Below are 18349 nucleotides of genomic sequence, written 5' to 3'. Positions count from 1 at the left end.
CGTGGGCGGGCACGCGCCCGCCGCCGGCGGCCTGGCCAAGGCGTCGCTGCGCTACGTGGAGCAGACCGGCGCGACCGCGGTCCAGGTGTACGTGTCCAACCCGCGCGGCTGGGCGGTCACCGACGGCGACCCCGGCCAGGACGCGGCGTTCCTCGACGGCTGCGGCGAACGCGGCGTCGCCGCCTACGTCCACGCCGCGCTGCTGGTCAACCTCGGCTCCCCCACCGAGGCGACCGTCGAGCGGTCCGTCGCGTCGCTCGAGCACGCGCTGCGGCGCGGCAAGGCGATCGGCGCCCGTGGTGTGGTGTTCCACGCCGGGTCGGCGGTCGACGCCGCGCACGCCGGGAAGGCCCTGGGCGTGGTCCGTGCCGTGCTGCGCCCGCTGCTCGACCGCGCGGTGCTGGAGGGCTGGCCGCCGCTGCTGGTCGAGCCGAGCGCCGGCGGCGGCCGTTCGCTGGCGTCGCGGGTGGAGCACCTGGAGGCGTACCTCGCCGCCGTCGACCACCACCCGCACCTCGGGGTCTGCTTCGACACCTGCCACGCCTGGGCGGCCGGCCACGACCTCGCCGCCCCGGGCGGCATGACCGCGACCCTCGACGCGCTGCTGCGCGCGACCGGCCCCGGCCGGCTGCGGCTCATCCACGCCAACGACTCGAAGGACGCGTGCGGCTCGACCCGCGACCGCCACGAGTCGCTCGGCAAGGGCACGATCGGCGCGGCCGCGTTCGCGGAGCTGGCCCGCCATCCGGTGGCGGCGGGAGTACCGCTGATCGTGGAGACCCCGAGCGGTGAGCTGTCCGCCGACCACGCCGCCGACATCGCCCTGCTCCGCGCCGGCCTGCGCTGACCCCGCCCCCGCGCGGGCGGCGGCCGAGCGTCTCGATGGCGTCGCGGGCCGAGCCGACTGACCCCGCCCCCGCGCGGGCGGCGGCCGAGCGTCTCGATGGCGTCGCGGGCCGAGCCGGCTGACCCCGCCCCCGCGCGAGCGGCCGGCTCAGCTCAGCAGCTTGGTGAGCACCGAAGCGGTCGTGGCGACATCGTCGTCGGTGAGGTCCAGGTGCGTGACCAGGCGCACCGTCCGCGGCCCGAACTGCGACACGAGCACGCCCAGCTCGCGGGCCGCCGCGGTCAGCTGCGCCGCGTCGAGCGGGGCGTCGCGCAGGTCCAGCATCACCAGGTTCGTCTCGGTGCGGGCCGGGTCGGTGACGCCGAGCGGGGCGAGGGCCGCGGCCAGGTGGCGCGCCTTGGCGTGGTCGTCGGCCAGCCGGTCGATGTGGTGCCGCAGCGCGTACAGGCCGGCGGCGGCGAGGATGCCCGCCTGGCGCATGCCGCCGCCGAGGCGCTTGCGGATGAGCCGGGCCTCGGCGATACGGGCGGCGGAGCCGATGACGAGCGACCCGACGGGCGCGCCGAGCCCCTTGGACAGGCAGACGGACAGGGTGTCGAACAGCCGCCCGTACTCGACGAGCGGGACGCCCGTGGCGACGTGCGCGTGCCAGATGCGGGCGCCGTCGCAGTGCAGGAGCAGGCCGGCGTCGTCGCAGACGGCGCGCAGCCGCCGCAGGGCCGGCAGCGGGATGATCGTGCCGCCGCCCTGGTTGTGGGTCTGCTCGACCGCGACGGCCCGGGTCGGGACCGTGTAACCGCCCGGCGGGCGGATCATCCCGGCGACGACCTCGGGGTCCAGCGCGCCGCCGACGGCCGGCCACGTGCGGGTGGAGATGCCGCCGTACGCCGCGGCCGCACCCATCTCGTAGGTGACGACGTGCGCGTCGGCGTCGCACAGCAGCTCCTCGGCCCGGGGCACGACGAGCTGCAGCGCGATCTGGTTGGCCATGCAGCCGGACGGCGTGAACAGGGCCGCCTCGTGCCCGAACAGGGCCGCGGCGTGCTCCTGCAGCTCGTGCAGCGACGGGTCCTCGTCGAAGACGTCGTCGCCGACCGGCGCCTCGGCCATGGCGGCGCGCATCGCCGGCGTCGGCCGGGTCACCGTGTCCGAGCGCAGGTCAGCGACCCGGGCTTCAGCCACGCAGCATCTCCGCGACGAGGAACGCCAGCTCCAGCGACTGCTGCGTGTTGAGCCGCGGGTCGCAGGCGGTCTCGTACCGGCCGGGGAGGTCCTCGTCGACGATCGCCTGGGCGCCGCCGAGGCACTCGGTGACGTCCTCGCCGGTGAGCTCGACGTGCAGGCCGCCGGGGTGCGTCTCCAGCTCGCGGTGGACCTCGAAGTAGCCGAGGACCTCGTCGACGATCCGGTCGAAATGCCGGGTCTTGTACCCGTTGGACGACTCGTGTGTGTTGCCGTGCATGGGGTCGCACTGCCACACGACGCGGCAGCCCGCCGCGGTGACCTTCTCCACGATCGGCGGGAGCGCGTCGCGGACCTTGTTGCTGCCCATGCGGGCCACGAACGTGAGCCGGCCGGGGATGTTGTCGGGGTTGAGCTTCTCGAACAGCTCGAGCGCCTGCTCGGGGGAGGTGGTCGGGCCGAGCTTGACGCCGATCGGGTTGGCGATGCGGGACATGAAGTCCACGTGGGCGCCGTCGATCTGGCGGGTCCGCTCGCCGATCCACAGGAAGTGCCCGGACAGCCCGTAGGGGCGGCCGCCGGCGATGCGGGCCAGGGGCCGCTCGTACTCCAGCGCGAGGGCCTCGTGCGAGCAGTACAGCGTGACGGTGCGCAGCGCCTCGTCGTCGTTGACGCCGCACGCCTGCATGAAGCGCAGCGCCCGGTCGATCTCGCGGGCGATCGCCTCGTAGCGCTGGCCGGCGGGCGACGTGACGACGAAGCCCTTGTTCCAGTCGTGCACGGCGTGCAGGTCGCCCATGCCGCCGCCCAGGTATGCGCGCAGCATGTTCATGGCGCTGGAGGAGTTGGCGTAGGCGCGGACCATGCGCTGCGGGTCGGCGATGCGCGCCTGCGGGTCCTGGTCCAGCGAGTTGATCATGTCGCCGCGGTACGCGGGGAGCCCGAGCGAGTCCAGTGCCGCCGAACGGGGCTTGGTGAACTGGCCGGCGACCCGGCCGAGCTTGATCACCGGCAGGGACGCGCCGTAGGTGAGCACCACGGCCATCTGCAGCAGAGTGCGGGCGTTGGCCAGGACGTGCGCCTCGGTGTTGTCGGCGAACGTCTCGGCGCAGTCGCCGCCCTGCAGCATGAACGCCTTGCCGTCGGCGACCAGGGCGAGCCGCTCGCGCAGCTGGTCGACCTCGTAGGGCGCGACGATCGGCGGCACCGACGACAGCAGCTGGCCGACCTCGTCGACCGCCTGCTGGTCCGGCCACGGCGGGGTCTGCGCCCTGGGCAGGGTGCGCCAGTGGTCGAGGCCGAACTCGTCGTCCTCGGAGTTGCCGGCGACGGCGACTCGGGAGATCTCGGGTCCGGGGTATGTGAAGTGGTGCCACTCCTGCCGCATACCTCGAAGCGTACCGACCCCGCAGGACCGGCGGTTATCGCCATCCGCCGGTCCTAGAACCTGAGAGTCACATGTTGATCATGTGGCCGGCCAGGCCGTGGATGGCCTCCTTGACGGCCTCGCCGAGGGTCGGGTGGGCGTGCACGTTGCGGGCGACCTCGTGCACGGTGAGATCCCACTGCTGCGCGAGGGTCAGCTCGGGCAGCAGCTCGGTGACCTCGGGGCCGATCAGGTGCGCGCCGAGCAGCTCGCCGTACTTCGCGTCGCTGATGATCTTCACGAAGCCGGTGGCGTCGCCGAGACCGTGTGCCTTGCCGTTGGCGGTGTACGGGAACTTCACCACCTGCACGTCGAAGCCCTGCTCACGGGCCTGCGCCTCGGTCCAGCCGAAGCTCGCGACCTGCGGCTGGCAGTACGTGGCGCGGGGGATCATGACGTAGTCGAGCTCCATGGTCTCCGCGCCGGCGATCGTCTCCGCGGCGATGATCCCCATGGACTCGGCGGCGTGCGCGAGCATCAGCTTCGCGGTGACGTCGCCGATGGCGTAGATGTGCGGCACGTTGGTACGCAGCCGCCCGTCGACCGCGATCGCGCCGCGCTCGGTGAGCGCCACGCCGGTCTTCTCCAGGCCGTACCCCTCGACGCGCGGCTGGAAGCCGATCGCCTGCAGCAGCTTGTCCGCCTCGAGCACCTGCGTCTTGTCTTTGTTCGAAACGGTGACCTTGACGCCGTCGGACGACTCCTCCACCGACTCGACCCGCGTGGAGGTCAGGACCTGGATGCCGAGCCGCTTGTACCGCTTCGCCAGCTCGGCGGAGACCTCGGCGTCCTCGAGCGGGACGACCCGGTCGAGGAACTCCACGATGGTGACCTTGACGCCGTAGTTGTGCAGCACGTACGCGAACTCGACGCCGATCGCGCCCGCCCCGGCGATGATGATCGAGGACGGCAGCTCCTCGCTGAGGATCTGCTCCTCGTACGTCACCACCCTGTCCGACCGCGAGGTGCCCGGCAGCAGCCTGGTGGCGGCCCCGGTGGCGATGATGCAGTTGGCGAACGTGACGGTCTCGTCGCCGACGCGCAGCGTGTGGTCGTCGACGAAGACGCCCTTGCCCTGGTACTGGCGGATCTCGTTCTTCTTCATCAGGTAGTGCACGCCCTTGACCCGGCCGTCGGCAACCTTGCGGCTGCGCTGGAACGCCGCGCCGTAGTCGAAGGTCACCGACCCCTGGATGCCGAACGTCTTGGCCTCGGCGGTGAAGATGTGCGCCAGCTCCGCGTTGCGCAGCAGGGCCTTGCTGGGGATGCAGCCGACGTTGAGACACACGCCGCCCCAGTACTTGTCCTCCACGATCGCGGTGCGCAGGCCGAGCTGCGCGGCGCGCACGGCGGCGGTGTAGCCGCCCGGACCGGCGCCCAGCACGACGACGTCGAAGTGTTCGGTCTGTTCAGTAGTCACAACCAGTCCTTGCGTTTGAAGGTGAGGTACAGCGTCACGGACAGCACCACGATCAGCGCGGCGGAGGTCACGAAGCCTGAGCGGTGCGCGTAGCCCGGGAACGGGAGATTCTGCCCGTAGTAACCCGTAACAGCGGTGGGTACCGCGATGATGGCGGCCCAGCTGGTGACCTTCTTCATGATGTTGTTCATCCGGTTGCCCTGAACCGCGAGGTTCGACTCCAGGATGGTCGCCACGAAGTCGCGCAGGCTCTCGGTCCACTCCGTGACCCGCAACACATGGTCGTACAGATCCTGGTAGTAGGGGGCGATCTCCTCGTCGACGAACTTGACCCGGGTCAGCCCGTTGACCACCTCGCGCATCGGCAGCACGATCTTGCGCAGGTGGCTGAGCCCGCGCCGGAGCCGGAAGCTGCGCTGCTGCACCTCCCGTACCGCCTGCGGGGTCTCCTCGAAGAGCTTGTCCTCCAGCGCCTCGAGCGCGTCGTCGAGCTCCTGCACCGCGTCGAAGTGCCCGTCGACGACGACGTCGAGCAGCCCGTGCACCAGGTACGCGACCCCGTGCGGCGCAAGCTCGCTCGTCGCGTCCCACCGCCGCACCACCGAGTCGACGTCGAAGCCCTCGCCGTGCACCGTGATCAGCGCCCGTGGCGTGATGAAGGCCGACACCGGGAACACGGTCAGCTCGCCCGCCCTGCCGTCGAAGCGGGCCTGGTACGCGCTGAGGAACAGGTGCCCCCGGTAGTGCCCGAGCTTCGGCCGCTCCCGCGGCGACGACGCGTCCTCGATCGCCAGCTGGTGCAGCCCGAACTCGTCCTGCACCTGCTCGTACTCCGAAGGCGTGGGCGAGTCGAGATCCAGCCACACGACCGTGCCCTCGTCCTGCAGGTGCTCCGAGATATCGTCGATCGGGAAATCCTCGGCCACGAGGTCACCGTTGCGGTAGAGCCGCGTGCGCGCCATGCCGTCATCCAACCAGAAGGAGGCAGGTGTGGCAGGCTTCACCGACGCGACACAGGTCCGCACCACCGGCGACGGCGGCTTCGACGCCGACCTGGATCCAGTGTGGACGGTCGGCGGCAAGCCCAACGGCGGCTACCTCCTGGCCGTCCTCGCCCGCGCCGCGATCGACTCCGCCGCCGCCCACCCCGACCCGCTGTCGGCGAGCGCGGTGTACCTGTCCCCGCCCGATCCTGGCCCGGCCGCCGTCACCGCCGAGGTGCTGCGCACGGGCCGCTCCGCGACCCAGGTCCGGACCCGCCTGAGCCAGAAGGACCGCACCTGCGTCGAGGCCCTCTTCACCCTCGGCACCCTCGCCGCCGCGACCGCCCCCCGCTGGGTCGACGCCGCACCCCCACCGCTCCCCGCCGCGGACACCCTCTCCCCCACCCCCGCCCACGCCCCCGGCAGCGGCCTGCACATCGACATGCTGGACCAGATCGACCAGCGCATCGACTGGAAGTCCGTCGGCGACCCACCCGGCGAGCTGCGCGGCTGGCTCAGCCTCCCCGACACCCCCTGGGACCCGATCTCCCTGCTGTTCGCCGCCGATGCCTTCCCGCCGGCCACGTTCACCCTGGGCAGCAACGGCTGGACCCCGACGCTGGAGCTGACCGTGTACGTCCGCGCCCGCCCCGCCCCGGGCCCGCTCCGCGTCCGCCAGCGCGCCCGCCTGCTCACCGAGCACCTCGTCGACCAGGTCTGCGAGATCTGGGACGCCAACGACCACGTCGTGGCCCAGGCCACCCAGCTCGCCGCGTACCGCATGCCCCCGACCTGACCGCTGTCCACCAACCCCGGCCACCGGAATGCCGCGCACACACGCCCAATCCGCCGCACGCCCGACGCAGGCAGTGCGAGCACCGCGAGCATGGGGCCGGCAAGCGGCCGCCTTCGCCGCACCAGCCCACCTGCGACCTTGCCCCGGTTGATCGAAGTCACGCCGTGGTCATCCAGGCGACCGGAACACGACTTGGATCACCACGGTGGTCCGGCCGGCGCGCCGGCGAACACCGGATGCCGCACGCGTGAGGCTGCCGCACGCCGGCTGAGGCCCGCCCCACCAGCACAGAACGGCAAGGAACCGCACCAGCTCAGCGCAGCGCAGGGCCCCCGCGCCGCTGGCGGCGCGAGGGTCCTGACTCAGAGAAATTAGTGCTTGACGCGCTTGCGCACCGTCCTGCTGGCGGTCCGCCAGGCGTTGACGGCGCGCTGGCGCGGCGTCGGCTTCCGGCGGCGCCGCACGACCGTCACCACCGCCACAATCACGGTGGCCACGCCCGCGGCGGCGGTCACCAGTGGAACGGGCCGACGGCGTGCCACGTCCTTGCCCTGCTCGGCCAGGTCGGCCGCGCGCTGCTTGGTCTTGGCGGACATCGTGTCGACCGTGTTGCCAAGGTCGTTGCGCGTGTCGGTGGTGGTGCCACCGATCGTGCTCCCGTTCGCATGTGTGACGCTCATCGCTGCCCCTTTCTCTCTGAGCGTCAGGTTGCCCAGGTACGCGCCTGCTCAATCAGGCCAATGTTGTGACGATCGGCGCATGGTCGGACGTCACTGCGCTGCCGACGCTGACATCGGTGCAGGTCAGGCCGCGGACGAGGACGTGGTCGATCTGCTTGACGGGGCGGTCGGCGGGGAAGGTGCGGACGGGGCGGAACGCGGCGAACCCGTCGGCGTACCCGGCGTCGGCGAAGGCCCGCATCGACGCGTCGCCCGGTTCGATGTTGAGGTCGCCGGCGATGAGGGTGGGCCGGCCGGCGCCGAAGCGGGTCGCGAACGCGGCGATCTCGCCCACCTGGACGAGGGGTTCGGCGTCCGGCGGCGGCTGGATGTGGGTGGACACGACCGCGATCTCGCGGCCGCCGAAGCGCACCACGACGCCGAGGGCCTGGGCGCCGGTGGGCGCGCCGACCGCGGTCAGCGGCACCGTCTCCACGGCGCCGACGGGCAGGTTCGTCAGGACCGCGTCGCCCCAGACGGCGTCGGCGGCGGGGGCGAACCAGTACCGCATGCCGAGCTCGGCGGCGAGCACCCGCAGGTCGTCGTGGCCGCCGTTGAGCAGCCAGGCCCGGTCGACCTCGGACAGGACCACCACGTCCGGGTCCGACGCGGCGATGGCACGGGCGGTGTCGACGGGCCGGTAGGTGCCGTCGAGCCCGAAGCCCATGCGGATGTTGTACGCGACGAGCCGCAACCCGCGGGATTCGGTGACGGAGGAGACCGCCGGCGTCGTGGTGACCCCGAGCAGCGGCACGAGCAGGCACACGGCGAGGGCGGCGAGCCCGGAGCGCCAGGTCAGCCCGACCGCGGGAGCGCCACCGCCGGCCCGCAGCAGGACCACGGCGGGCCCGGCGGCGACCGCGAGCGGCACCCACTGGTTGGGGTAACCGAGGTCGTAGGCCGCGTAGTACGCCACCGCGGCGACGGCGAACACCACCATCCCGGCGACCGCGGCATACCCGGCCCGAGGGCCGGGCCCGGCGTCCGGGTCGGGCGCGGTGTCGGCCCCGGCGGCCCGGAACGCCCGGCCGAGGGCGCCGCAGCCGAGCAGCAGGGCGAGGAACAGCCCGTCGGGTCCGCCGTACCCGAACAGGGCCGCGGCGGCGAGCAGCAGCACCCCGGCGACGACCCGGTCGAGGCGGCCGCCGAGCCGGCCGGTGGCGCCGGCCAGGAACCCGGCCACGGCCAGGCCGAGCAGCAGCTCCGGCAGCGCGGCCGGGGCGGTGGCGGCGACTGGCGCGAACCGGTACGACAGCGCGGTGGTGGCCACGGCCGGCGACAGCGCGAACATGCCCGCGAGCAGCATCGCCGGGCCGGTCAGGAACCAGGTCGCCGCGGAGCTGCGCCCGGGTGCGGTGCGGCGCTGGTACCACAGCAGCACCAGGCACTCGAGCACCACGATCGGCGCGGCCCACCAGCGCGGCTGCCAGCTGAGGTCGACGGTGCGCAGGACGGCGTGCTGCAGGGCGGCGGCGGCCAGGCCCAACGGCACCCCGACGGCGGCGGGCCCGCCGCGCACGGCGCTCGCGGCGAGCCAGCAGAGCCCGGCGAGCAGCCCTGCGGAGGCGACGTACAGCTGCGGCTGTCCACCGTGGACGAACACCAGGGCGAGCCGGGCGGCGGCGAGACCGGCGGCGCCGGCGAGCGCGACCTTCGCCGCGTCCCACCGGGCGGCGAGCGGCACGACCGCGAACGGCACGAGGAACCACAGCAGCGCGAACGCGCCCATGAGCTCCGCTGGCGTGGAGGCCGCCTGCCCGAAGATCGTAATGATCGACGGGAGCCAGACCCGGAGCAGGTCGGTCAGGAGCAGGGTCCCCGCGGCGAGGGCGAGGACGCGGGGGTCAGTCCTCGCGAACGACAACCTGGACGGCGGCGTCATCGTCGAGACGATAGCCGACGCCGCGCACGGTGGCGATGATCCGGGCGGCCTCACCGAGCTTGACCCGCAGGCGCCGCACGTGGACGTCGACGGTGCGCTCGGTGCCGACCATGTCGTAGCCCCACACCTGGCGCAGCAGCTGCGCGCGGCTGAACACGCGGCGCGGGTGCTCGCACAGGAACAGGAACAGGTCGTACTCGCGGCGGGTCAGCGGCACGGGCGCGCCGTCGCGCAGGACGAGGCGGGAGCCGGTGCACAGGTACAACGACGGCGCGTCGGGCGTGGCCGCACCGATCCGCTTGACCCGGGTGGCCTCGGCCGTGCCCCCGGAACCGGTGGCCTCGGAGGTCTCGACCAGCCGCAGGTTGCGCCCCGTGTGCTGGGACGGCCCGTGCTGCAGCGTGTGCGCCGTCGCCGGGGTGCGCGGCAGCGCCGCGGCGGCCTGCGGGGCGCGCTGGATCTGCTGCTTGGCCTGGCTGGCGGCGAGCGCCTCGAGGTCGCTGATCAGGCGGGACGCCTCCGGTGGGAGTTCGTCGCCGTTGAGGGTGATCTGCACGGTGATGGTGACCACCGACGGCGTCACCTCAGGAGCGCCGACGACCGAAATGGCCATTTTCAATTCCTCTCGAAAAGCCTTTGGAATGACGCCGAATCAACGGTCAGCCGCTCTACAAAGGCCGTCGAAATGGTGTGCACGCCGCGAGACCCACAGGGAGTCATGGAGTACCTCATGGCACATGGCACCGACCTTACCAGCATCGTCACGCCCCGCGACAGTGCTGTTACCTGCCGCACATAATAGATCGATGACAATTCGTCTGATGTTTTCGGCCGACATTCACCGGCCATTCACGACACGTCTACGAGTCCAGCTTTGTCACCCTACGACGGCCGGTCAATCTTTTCCCACATCGCGGGAAGATCCGCTAACTAGGGACTGACAAACCCATGCCAAGGTGCGCACATGTTGCCGACAAATCCTATCCGCTAGGTAGCATCAGATCGCCCATCATATGGGATCGATGTCAGAAGCTCGCCAGGGCTGACAATACTCGCCCCGAGATCGCGCACCCGCCGGCGGAGGTCCCTGTCTGCGGTCACCACCACGACCGGACGCTGCCCCACATTGGCGGCGACGAGCGCGACGATGTGATCATCCCCGGATCGCGGCGCGCCCTCCACATGCACTCCCGCGACCGGCGGCACGCCACGGGCCGCGCCCTCCACGACCAGGGTGAACGCGCCGATCAGCGCGGCCGGCAGGGCGCCGGCGTCGCGCGCGGCCAGGGCGTCGCGCAGCCGGATCGCCGCGCCACGCCGGTCGCGCCACCAGCCGTCCGGCACGGAGCCGACGACGTTGGCGCCGTCCACCACGATCAACGGCTCGGCCCGCGCGGTATCCATGTGAGCAGTCTTACCCGCCGAATGCTCATCAGCTGCCGTACCGCGCCGATGACGAGCACCGGAGGCGCCATGGAACAGATCCGCGAGACGGCACCCTCGGCCACGCCGCCGGCGACGAGCTGCTCACCGCGGTCGCCGCCCGGCTCACCGCCGAGTCCCGCACCGGCGACCTGGTCGCCCGCCTCGGCGGCGACGAGTTCGTCGTGCTCACCCACGGCGCCCTCGGCGCCAACGGCCTGCCGGAGCTCGCCGGACGGATCCGGCGGTCGTTCACCGAGCCGATCACCCTGACCGGCGCCGGCGCCGCCCCCCGCATGGTCACCGCCAGGGCCAGCGTCGGCGGCACCCGCTTCCACGCCGGCGAACAACCCCGGCGCGTCCTGCACCGCGCCGACACCGCCATGTACGAGGCCAAACGCATACCGGCCTGCCCCTGACCGTTCTTTGCTTCGGGCAGCCCCCCATGCTCGCTGCGCTCGCACTGCCTGCGCTGCGCGCGGCAGCTCACGCGCGTGCGCGCCGCATCCCGGTGGCCGGCCATCGTCGCATTGATCAGCGGCTGGGTCGCCAACCCGGTGGATCACTGCAACCCGGTGGATCCCTGTCCCCGGGCCAACAGGGATCCACCGGGTTGCCGCGAACCACCGGGAAAGCACCACAAGATCGGCGGGCGGGGTCAGCCGGGGCGGTGGGGCTCACGCGCGTGAACGACCGCCTCGCGTTGACCGGCGGCTGGATAAGTCGCCAACGCATGGATCGGCGAGCGGGATGGAGGCGGCCACCGGCGATGCTGCGCGCACGCGCGTGAGGCTGCCGCGCGCCAGCGCAGGCAGTGCGAGCGCCAGCGAGCATGGAGGGCTCCGGGGTGGGAACCCCCGGCCGGCCCGCGGCGGCAGCCGCCCGAAGCTAGGAACTGCTCAGGTGGGCGAGCATGGCCTGGTTCGCCTCCCAGCCGTCGGGGAAGCGGACCGGGACGTTGAGGTGGACCGGTTCGGCGGACGGGTGGGTGTCGAGGAGCTCGGCGATGCCGGCCCTGGCCACGACGACGCAGGCGTGCCGGTGGCGGGACGCGAGCACGCACAGCCGGCCGGCCTCCAGGTGGAAGGCGCTCGCGTCGCGGCGGCCGGACAGGGGGTGCAGGATGACGGTGACGTCGTACTCGCGGCCCTGCAGGCGGTTCGCGGTGTCGACGGTGACGTCGGCGGCGACGGTGCCGGCCAGGGCCTGGCGGATCGCGGCGACCTGGTCGCGGTGGGCGGCGCCGACGGCGACCCGGTCGACGGTGACGGGGCGGCCGTCGGGGGCGTGCTCGGAGTAGGCGACGGGGCCGAGCTGCAACAGCCGGGTCACGAGGTCGGCGATCGCGGCCACCGCCTCGCGGTCGGTGCGCACGGTGTGGCGGGCGGGCAGCTCGTGCAGCGCCCAGCCGGTGCGCCGGGCCGTCTCCAGGGTCTCGTCGAGGGCCGCGTCGTGGCGGGCGCCGCCGCCGAGGGCTCGGGCGGAGAACTCCAGGCGCCGGTCGGCGGGTTTCGTGCCCGCCTCGAACGGGGTGAACGGGTAGAACGCCGAGGACACCACCTCGGCCGCCGACGGCGGGAGCCGCCACGACACCGGCAGCCGGTGCACGGGCAGGTCCGGGTTGTGCCGCAGCAGGACGGCGACGGCGCTCTGCATCGGGTCCCAGGACAGGCCCGCCCAGCGCTCCACGGCGACGACCGAGAACGGGTCGAGCTGGCCCGGGTCGCCGACGAACAGCGCGCGGGAGAACCGGCCGGCGACGCGCAGCAGCATGTCGGAGCGCATCTGGTACGCCTCGTCGACGATCGCCCGCTCCCAGCTGCCGTCGGTGACGGTCGCCCACTTCGCGGCGGTGCCGATGGTGACCGCGCTCGCGGCCATGTCGCCGACCGCGCCGCTGACCGTGACGGTGCCGTGTTTGATGACGCGTTGCGCTGGTACGTACGTCGACGCCGACAGCCGGCCGATGGCGAGCGTGGGTGCGGCGGTGGCGAGCCGGTCGATGAGGTCGTCGACCTGCTCGTTGGTCTGGGCGACCACCATGAGCCGCTCGCCGGCCTCGGCGAGGGTCCGGGCGGCCCGCACCACGAGGGTCGACTTGCCGGCGCCGGGCGGGGAGTCGACGACCACGCCGCGCCCGGCGGCGGAGCCGAAGTCCCGCAGGATGCCGTCGATCACGTTCGTCACGACCAGTCCTCCGCGGCGTCGTTGTCGCTGGGGCCGTACTCGACTGCCGGTGGCGGGCCGCCGTGCGTCCACGGGGTGTCGTCGCGGCTCGGGAACCGGCCCGGCGGCTGGTAGGCGTCGGTGACCGGGCCGTACGTGACGCGCTCCCCCACCTCGGGCACCGACCCCGGCGCCGGCTGCTTCGTGGAGCGGCCCATGCCCTTGCTCAGCTCCAGGACCACGTCCACGCTGGACACCGACACGACCATCGCCTGCTGGGCGAGGCGCGCCGGGCTCACCAGCAGCGCCCCCGGCTCCAGGCGCACCGGATCCTCGGTCTGCACCGTGATGTGGGGCCGCAGCGCCGCCTTCTTGCCCGAGGTGTCGACCCGGTTCGGTGACGCGGCGACGACGGTACCGGTGAACGCCTCCCCGGACAGGCGGAACTCCGCCATGACGAGCGGGTCGTCGAGGGCGCGCTGGGCGTCGTAGCGGGCCTGCTCCCGCTCCAGCCGGTCGAGACGGCCGGCGGCGGCGACCGCGCTGTCCCGCCGGGGCTGCGGCAGTGCGGTCCCCTCGGCGAGGGCCATGTGGTACATCGTGAACACGTCGCGGTCCATCGCCCACCGGGCCTCGACGGACGCGCCGGCGGGGCGGCCCCGCAGGAGCCGGACGGCCTGCCAGGTGAGGTCCCAGGTGGGGCGCATCTGGTCGGCGACGGCGGCGGTGAGCGCGGCCAGGGCCCGCTCCCGGGCGAAGTCGTCGCTGTCGGAGCGGGCGACGGCGGCCAGGGCCGGCGCCAGGATCTCGTTGTCGAAGGTCGGGTCGGTGCTCGGTCCGGCCGGCGGGGAGCGCAGCGGGTCCTCGGCGAGCGCGGCCGCGGCGGCGCCGTCGAGGCCGCCGGGCGGGTCGATCCAGCCGAGCAGCGCGGCGAGGTTCGCGTCCTCCAGGCCGCTCTGGCCGGTGGCCCAGTGGTTGCCGAGGACCTCGGTCATGGCCAGCAGCATCGAGGAGCCCGGGTGGTCGGCGCGTTCCCGCAGGAACGTCAGCCACTGCCCGAGGATCGGCACGGTGCGGTGCACCGGGTACGGCCCGAACGGCCGGCGGAACCGGGTGGAGCGGCCCAGCAGCCGCACGAACTCGATCCCGCCCCGGTTGGGCACGATGACCTGCGGCGCCTCGGCGTAGCGCAGCTTCGTGCCGCCGGCGCCGGTGTCGACGCTGCGGGCGCAGCCGTCCACGTAGGACAGTACGACCCTGGCGAGCTCGGCGACGAAGTCGAAGCGCTGGGTACGGTCGCGCGGGTTGGCCACGACGAGCAGCCGCGGCTGGTCCGGCTCGGTGCCGACGATCGCGGCCAGGGGCGCGGCGGCCTCACCGGCGAGGCTGAGCGGCACGAGCACGAGGGGCCGCTCGGCGATGTGCGTGTGCCGGACCGTGGTCAGCGGCTGCGCCCGGCCCGACTCCACCGCCTCGGCCCGCGCCAGTGCGGTCAAAATGCTCACGGTGCCGGCTCGCTTCGCACACCGGCACCATGAGGCACCACGCGCTGCAACATGGTTCGCTCGCTCACGGTCTACCCGATGCCGTCGAGGCACTCGGTGCGCAGCTTGTGCGCGAAGCGCAGCAGCCCCGCGATCTCCTCCTGGCCGGCGCCCGGGGTGAGCGTGCCCCGAGCCAGGCCGAGGACGGTGCCGATGCTCTCGACGCCGCCGAGGTCGTCACGCACCGAACGACCCAGCGCCGACGTCGACCCGGCGGCCTCGTCGCGGCAGAAGAACGCCATCTCGCAGGTGCCGAGGCAGTCCGGGCTGTACCGGGCGTCGATCGTGCTCACCGCCTTGCGCAGCTCGTCGGCGGGGCGGGTCGGCTGCTGGTCGGCGTCGTAGGCGAGGTCGAAGGACAGCCCGGCGGGCAGCGCGTCGAGGATCGCCTCCAGCCGGGTCAGCCGCGACAGCTGCCGCCGCAGCACGGTCAGCTGCTTGCGCACGTCGACGAGGGTGGCGGTCGGCCGGTTCGCGAAGTTCTCCGGGCAGACCAGCACCACCTCGTGCGACACCGTCTCCGGCGGGTGGCCGAGCTCGGCGAGCAGCTCGCGCATGGCCATGACGTACACCGCGGACTGGGTCGCGGCCGCGGCGGTCTTGCCCGGGTCGGCCTGCCCGTCGATCACCGCGAACGACTTGATCTCCACGACGTGGAACTTGCCGCCGGCCCGGAACGCGATCAGGTCCGGCTCCAGGTACGCGTAGTACCCGGCGATCTCCAGCCGCAGCATCGGATGGTCGAACAGCGTCCCGGCGTCGTCACGGTCCGCCGCCGCCCGGGCCAGGAGCGCCTTCGTGCGGGCGTACCGGACCTCGCGGCTGGCGTTGCCGCCGACGTTGGACAGGTCGTCGTAGGCGACCTCGGGGATCGCCAGGCCGAGCCGCTCGCGCAGCAGCTGCAGCAGCTCCGCCGCGCCGTCGGCCTTGACCTGCGCCTCGAACGCGTTGCCGCGGGCGATCGCGAACCGGGACTGGCCGAAGCCGGCGGGGAAGCCGAGCTGCCCGGCGACGGCGCCCTTGTTGACCCCGGCGGCGTCCATCAGCCCGCGGCGGCCGCACCCCGGGTTGCTGGTGAGCGCCGCGATGGTGCGCGCGTTGTGGTTGCGCGGCGCCACCGTGCCGCGGATGCGGTCCAACCGGTCGACCAGTGGGTCCATGAGCGGTCTTCTTTCGGGGAAGCGGTTCGCGGTGTGGTGCTCGTGTTCATGTGGCGCCCGCCGTACGGCGGATGCGCTGCAACCTGGCTCCGAACAGCGCCTCGGATCCGTCGAGGCGTTCCTCGGCCCTGGCCGCCGCCGCGGCGCGGTCCGCGGTGTCGGCCTCCAGGTGCACGTCGAGCTCGGCCTGGGCGAGGCCGGCGACGGTCTCGGGGGTGATCCCGGCACCGCCGACGCCGCCGGCACCGGGGATGCTCGCGGCGAACCGCCACAGCAGCCGCCGCGCGTCGTGGGCGTCCTCGGGCAGCTGCGCCACCCGCTGGGCCACCTTGATCGCGGCGGTGAGGAAGTCGACGCGGGCGCTGAGCGGGCCGACGACCCGCGTCTGCAGGGGCCAGGTGGACAGCGCGAGCAGCCCGCGCGCCGGCGACAGCAGGTCGGCGGTGAGCGCGGGGCACAGGTAGTACGGCCGGCCGAACGGCTGGACGCGGAACGAGCGTTCCTCGTCGCGGCGCAGGCTGGTCAGGCGCGCCGCGACCAGTTCGCCCGGGAAGAAGGCGTCGTGGACGGCGATGATGAGCTTCGGCGCGGCCGGCACCGTGAGCAGGGTCAGCGCGTGATGGACCTGCTCACGGATCGACAGCATCGGCTTGTGTACGGGCTGCGGCGCGGGCCGGGCCTGGTCCTCCAGGTCGGCGAGGGCGTCGTCCCAGGCGTGCTCGGCCTGGCGCAGCTCAGCCCGCAGGGCACGGGCCTGCATCCGGTCACCGGTGGTGGCGGCCCGCCGCAGCTCGCCACGCAACCGGTCGATCCGCCGCTCGAGCATCTCGATGGTGATCGGTTCGGACACGAACGGCACGGTAGCTGGTTCCAGCAAGTTCCAGCAAAGACCAGTGTCGGCGTGTCGCCTTGCTTTTTTACACCGGTACGGGTTGCGGGCGGTCCTTGAGCCTGCCGGCAGACGTCCGGGAGGGCAGCGGGATGAGCCTCGGCCGGCGCCTGGCGGCCAGGTCCTCGACCCAGCCCAGCGCCAGCACCACCAGCGCGACCAGGCCGAACACCAGCACGAGCTGCAGCATGCCGCCGTACGGGCCGAGCAGCGACACGCCGGCCGCGACCGCCGCGAGCCGGACCGCGATGATCACCGCCTCGTGCCACAGGTAGATCGTCAGCGCCCGCCGGTTGATCGCCTCCACCGCCGGCTCGGCCGCGCCGAGGCTCAGCGCCGCCGGGGCCGCGTGCAGCATCACCAGCAGGAACGCGGTCGACCACAGGGCGTCGGCGACCGGCGCGTCGTTCATGTCGTACCCGCGCGGGCCGGGGTGGCTGTAGAGGATGGCCAGGCCGATGCCGCCCATCACCAGGCACGCGGGCCAGAGCACCTTGCGCGAGATGCGCTGCAGGGTGCCGTCGTGGTGGGCGAAGCCCAGCATCCACATCGGCGCGTACATGAAGAAGTCGCGGACCATGCCGCCGGCGCCGTGACCGGTCTCCCACATGGCGACGAGGATCCCGAACGGCACCAGCAGCGTCGGGATCGGCGCCTTGCGGAACAGCCACAGCATGGCCGGCGACAGGATGATGAACCAGAGGTAGGAGCGGACGTACCAGATCTGGCTGAACCAGACCCCGCCCTTCTCCGACGTCGGCGGGTCGTCGAGCGGCAGGAGCCACAGCACGAGCCGCCAGGTGTGCTCCAGCCCGCCCATCAGGGACATGAGCACCACGGCGAACACGCCGAGCACCCAGAACGGCACGACGATGCGGCGCATGCGGCGCCCGATCGCCTTGAGGCCCAGGCCGTCGCCGCCGCGGTCGAGGGAGGCGGCCATGAGCGAGCCGCCGAGCGCGAACATGAGGCCCATCGCCGGGAACGCGACGGTCAGCCACGCGAAGCCGAGGGTGTGGTAGGTCACCACCCGGACGATCGCGACGGCTCGCAGGAGGTCTACGTACCGGTTCCGCATCCCCTACAGGTTGCCCCGGCCGTCTTAGCGGCAACCTTCGTACAGCTCAAAATTGGCTGTGTTTCTTCTCAAAGATTCTAGGAAGGGCAAGCCGTAACCCTCCCGGCAATCGACGCTGTTCACCCTGATCTCACCCGATTACCCCTTTATCGGCGTTCTCAAGCGTCTCCCGGAGCGACTCGAAGTCGAAGCCGCCCTCGTGGGGGACGCCGTTGACGAAGAACGCGGGGGTGCCCCGCACCCCGGCCGACCGGCCCGCGGCCAGGTCCTCGTCGACGCGCTGGTAATGCGCGCGGGTGCCGCCGGTGCCGGGGAGGCCGAACTGTTCGGCGTACCGGGACAGGTCCGTGTCCTCCAGGCTGTCCTGGTGCGACAGCAGCAGCGCGTGCATCCCCCAGAAGGAGCCCGCGTCGGCGGCGGCCTCGGCGAGCAGGGCCGCGGGCATCGCGCGGGGGTGCTGGTCGACGAGCGGGAAGTGCCGGAACGCGAACCGCAGCCGCCCGGCGAAGTGCAGCTGCAGCCGCTCCACCACGCCGAACGCCCGGCCGGAGTACGGGCATTGGTAGTCGCCGTACTCAAGCAAGGTGAGCGGTGCGTCAGCGGGCCCTTGCACGTGGTCGTTGTCCATCAGCACCAGTTGCCCGGCAGCGGGCTGTTCATGCTGAGCAAGCTGCCGCGCCTGCGGCGCGGGGCGGGGGTTGCTGTGCCAGCTGCCGCGCCTCCGGCGCGGCGGCGGGGGTTGCTGAGCTAGCTGCCGCGCCTCCGGCGCGGCGGCGGGGGTTCCCACCCGCGGCCCCCATGCTCCCTGCGGTCGCACCTTCGAGACGCCCCGACT

General features: G+C 72.8%; 18 protein-coding genes. 3 read left to right on the top strand and 15 right to left on the bottom strand.

The features are described from left to right. Position 1: 1 nt before the first annotated feature. A complete protein-coding gene (locus tag AB0H83_RS15980; protein WP_360093751.1) occupies positions 2 to 847 on the top strand; it encodes a deoxyribonuclease IV in 846 nt (281 codons plus the stop codon). Between the two features lie 147 nt (positions 848 to 994). Here the strand turns inward: AB0H83_RS15980 and AB0H83_RS15975 are convergent, their stop codons facing one another. The 4 genes from AB0H83_RS15975 to AB0H83_RS15960 all read right to left on the bottom strand — a co-directional run bounded on the left by AB0H83_RS15975 (position 995) and on the right by AB0H83_RS15960 (position 5837). Then, a complete protein-coding gene (locus AB0H83_RS15975) occupies positions 995 to 2029 on the bottom strand; it encodes a GntG family PLP-dependent aldolase (RefSeq protein ID WP_360093347.1) in 1035 nt (344 codons plus the stop codon). After that, a complete protein-coding gene (locus AB0H83_RS15970; protein ID WP_360093344.1) occupies positions 2022 to 3416 on the bottom strand; it encodes a class II 3-deoxy-7-phosphoheptulonate synthase in 1395 nt (464 codons plus the stop codon). The genes AB0H83_RS15975 and AB0H83_RS15970 overlap by 8 nt, the downstream gene beginning before the upstream one ends. Positions 3417 to 3483: 67 nt before the next feature. After that, positions 3484 to 4875, bottom strand: coding sequence for a dihydrolipoyl dehydrogenase (gene lpdA / locus AB0H83_RS15965; protein ID WP_360093341.1), 1392 nt, complete (start codon positions 4873 to 4875; stop codon positions 3484 to 3486). After that, a complete protein-coding gene (locus AB0H83_RS15960) occupies positions 4872 to 5837 on the bottom strand; it encodes a magnesium transporter CorA family protein (protein WP_360093338.1) in 966 nt (321 codons plus the stop codon). Before AB0H83_RS15960 ends, lpdA begins: the two co-directional genes overlap by 4 nt. Before the next feature lie 28 nt (positions 5838 to 5865). On the opposite strand from AB0H83_RS15960, the gene AB0H83_RS15955 reads away from it, so the two are divergent. Then, positions 5866 to 6654 carry a thioesterase family protein gene (locus AB0H83_RS15955; protein ID WP_360093335.1) on the top strand — a complete coding sequence of 263 codons (789 nt, stop codon included), beginning with the start codon at positions 5866 to 5868 and terminating at the stop codon, positions 6652 to 6654. Positions 6655 to 7025: 371 nt separating this feature from the next. On the opposite strand, the gene AB0H83_RS15950 is transcribed toward AB0H83_RS15955, so the two are convergent. The 5 genes from AB0H83_RS15950 to AB0H83_RS15930 form a co-directional block, all read right to left on the bottom strand. Next, positions 7026 to 7334, bottom strand: a complete 309-nt coding sequence (locus tag AB0H83_RS15950) for a hypothetical protein (protein WP_360093332.1) — start codon at positions 7332 to 7334, stop codon at positions 7026 to 7028. Positions 7335 to 7386: 52 nt separating this feature from the next. Then, positions 7387 to 9255, bottom strand: coding sequence for an endonuclease/exonuclease/phosphatase family protein (locus AB0H83_RS15945; RefSeq protein ID WP_360093329.1), 1869 nt, complete (start codon positions 9253 to 9255; stop codon positions 7387 to 7389). Further along, positions 9218 to 9868, bottom strand: coding sequence for a winged helix-turn-helix domain-containing protein (locus AB0H83_RS15940; RefSeq protein WP_360093326.1), 651 nt, complete (start codon positions 9866 to 9868; stop codon positions 9218 to 9220). Before AB0H83_RS15940 ends, AB0H83_RS15945 begins: the two co-directional genes overlap by 38 nt. A gap of 374 nt (positions 9869 to 10242) precedes the next feature. Continuing rightward, positions 10243 to 10659 (bottom strand): hypothetical protein, encoded by a 417-nt coding sequence (locus tag AB0H83_RS15935; RefSeq protein WP_360093323.1) that lies wholly within the window; start codon positions 10657 to 10659, stop codon positions 10243 to 10245. After that, positions 10632 to 10874, bottom strand: coding sequence for a hypothetical protein (locus AB0H83_RS15930; protein ID WP_360093320.1), 243 nt, complete (start codon positions 10872 to 10874; stop codon positions 10632 to 10634). Before AB0H83_RS15930 ends, AB0H83_RS15935 begins: the two co-directional genes overlap by 28 nt. Between AB0H83_RS15930 and AB0H83_RS15925 the strand changes: the two genes are divergently transcribed. Continuing rightward, complete coding sequence (locus AB0H83_RS15925; RefSeq protein WP_360093748.1) at positions 10779 to 11096, top strand: GGDEF domain-containing protein; 318 nt, start codon at positions 10779 to 10781, stop codon at positions 11094 to 11096. The genes AB0H83_RS15930 and AB0H83_RS15925 overlap by 96 nt on opposite strands. A 469-nt stretch (positions 11097 to 11565) precedes the next feature. Here the strand turns inward: AB0H83_RS15925 and AB0H83_RS15920 are convergent, their stop codons facing one another. The 6 genes from AB0H83_RS15920 to AB0H83_RS15895 form a co-directional block, all read right to left on the bottom strand. After that, complete coding sequence (locus AB0H83_RS15920) at positions 11566 to 12864, bottom strand: AAA domain-containing protein (protein WP_360093317.1); 1299 nt, start codon at positions 12862 to 12864, stop codon at positions 11566 to 11568. Then, the gene (locus AB0H83_RS15915; protein WP_360093314.1) at positions 12861 to 14348 is read right to left on the bottom strand and encodes a hypothetical protein; all 1488 of its coding nucleotides are present in this window, start codon (positions 14346 to 14348) and stop codon (positions 12861 to 12863) included. The genes AB0H83_RS15920 and AB0H83_RS15915 overlap by 4 nt, the downstream gene beginning before the upstream one ends. 71 nt (positions 14349 to 14419) lie before the next feature. After that, positions 14420 to 15547 carry a hypothetical protein gene (locus AB0H83_RS15910; RefSeq protein ID WP_360093311.1) on the bottom strand — a complete coding sequence of 376 codons (1128 nt, stop codon included), beginning with the start codon at positions 15545 to 15547 and terminating at the stop codon, positions 14420 to 14422. Between the two features lie 46 nt (positions 15548 to 15593). After that, entirely contained in the window at positions 15594 to 16397 is an 804-nt protein-coding gene (locus AB0H83_RS15905; protein ID WP_360093308.1) for a hypothetical protein, read from the bottom strand. 67 nt (positions 16398 to 16464) lie between these two features. Next, entirely contained in the window at positions 16465 to 17514 is a 1050-nt protein-coding gene (locus AB0H83_RS15900) for an acyltransferase (RefSeq protein WP_360093305.1), read from the bottom strand. A 130-nt stretch (positions 17515 to 17644) separates the two neighbouring features. Further along, positions 17645 to 18127, bottom strand: a complete 483-nt coding sequence (locus AB0H83_RS15895; protein WP_360093302.1) for a DsbA family protein — start codon at positions 18125 to 18127, stop codon at positions 17645 to 17647. Between the last annotated feature and the right edge of the window lie 222 nt (positions 18128 to 18349).

The sequence above is a fragment of the Dactylosporangium sp. NPDC050688 genome (assembly GCF_040654515.1).
In the GTDB taxonomy this organism is placed as follows: Bacteria; Actinomycetota; Actinomycetes; order Mycobacteriales; family Micromonosporaceae; genus Dactylosporangium.
The sequence above is the reverse complement of the archived record's forward strand: the minus strand, read 5'-3'. Positions and strand labels throughout refer to the sequence as shown.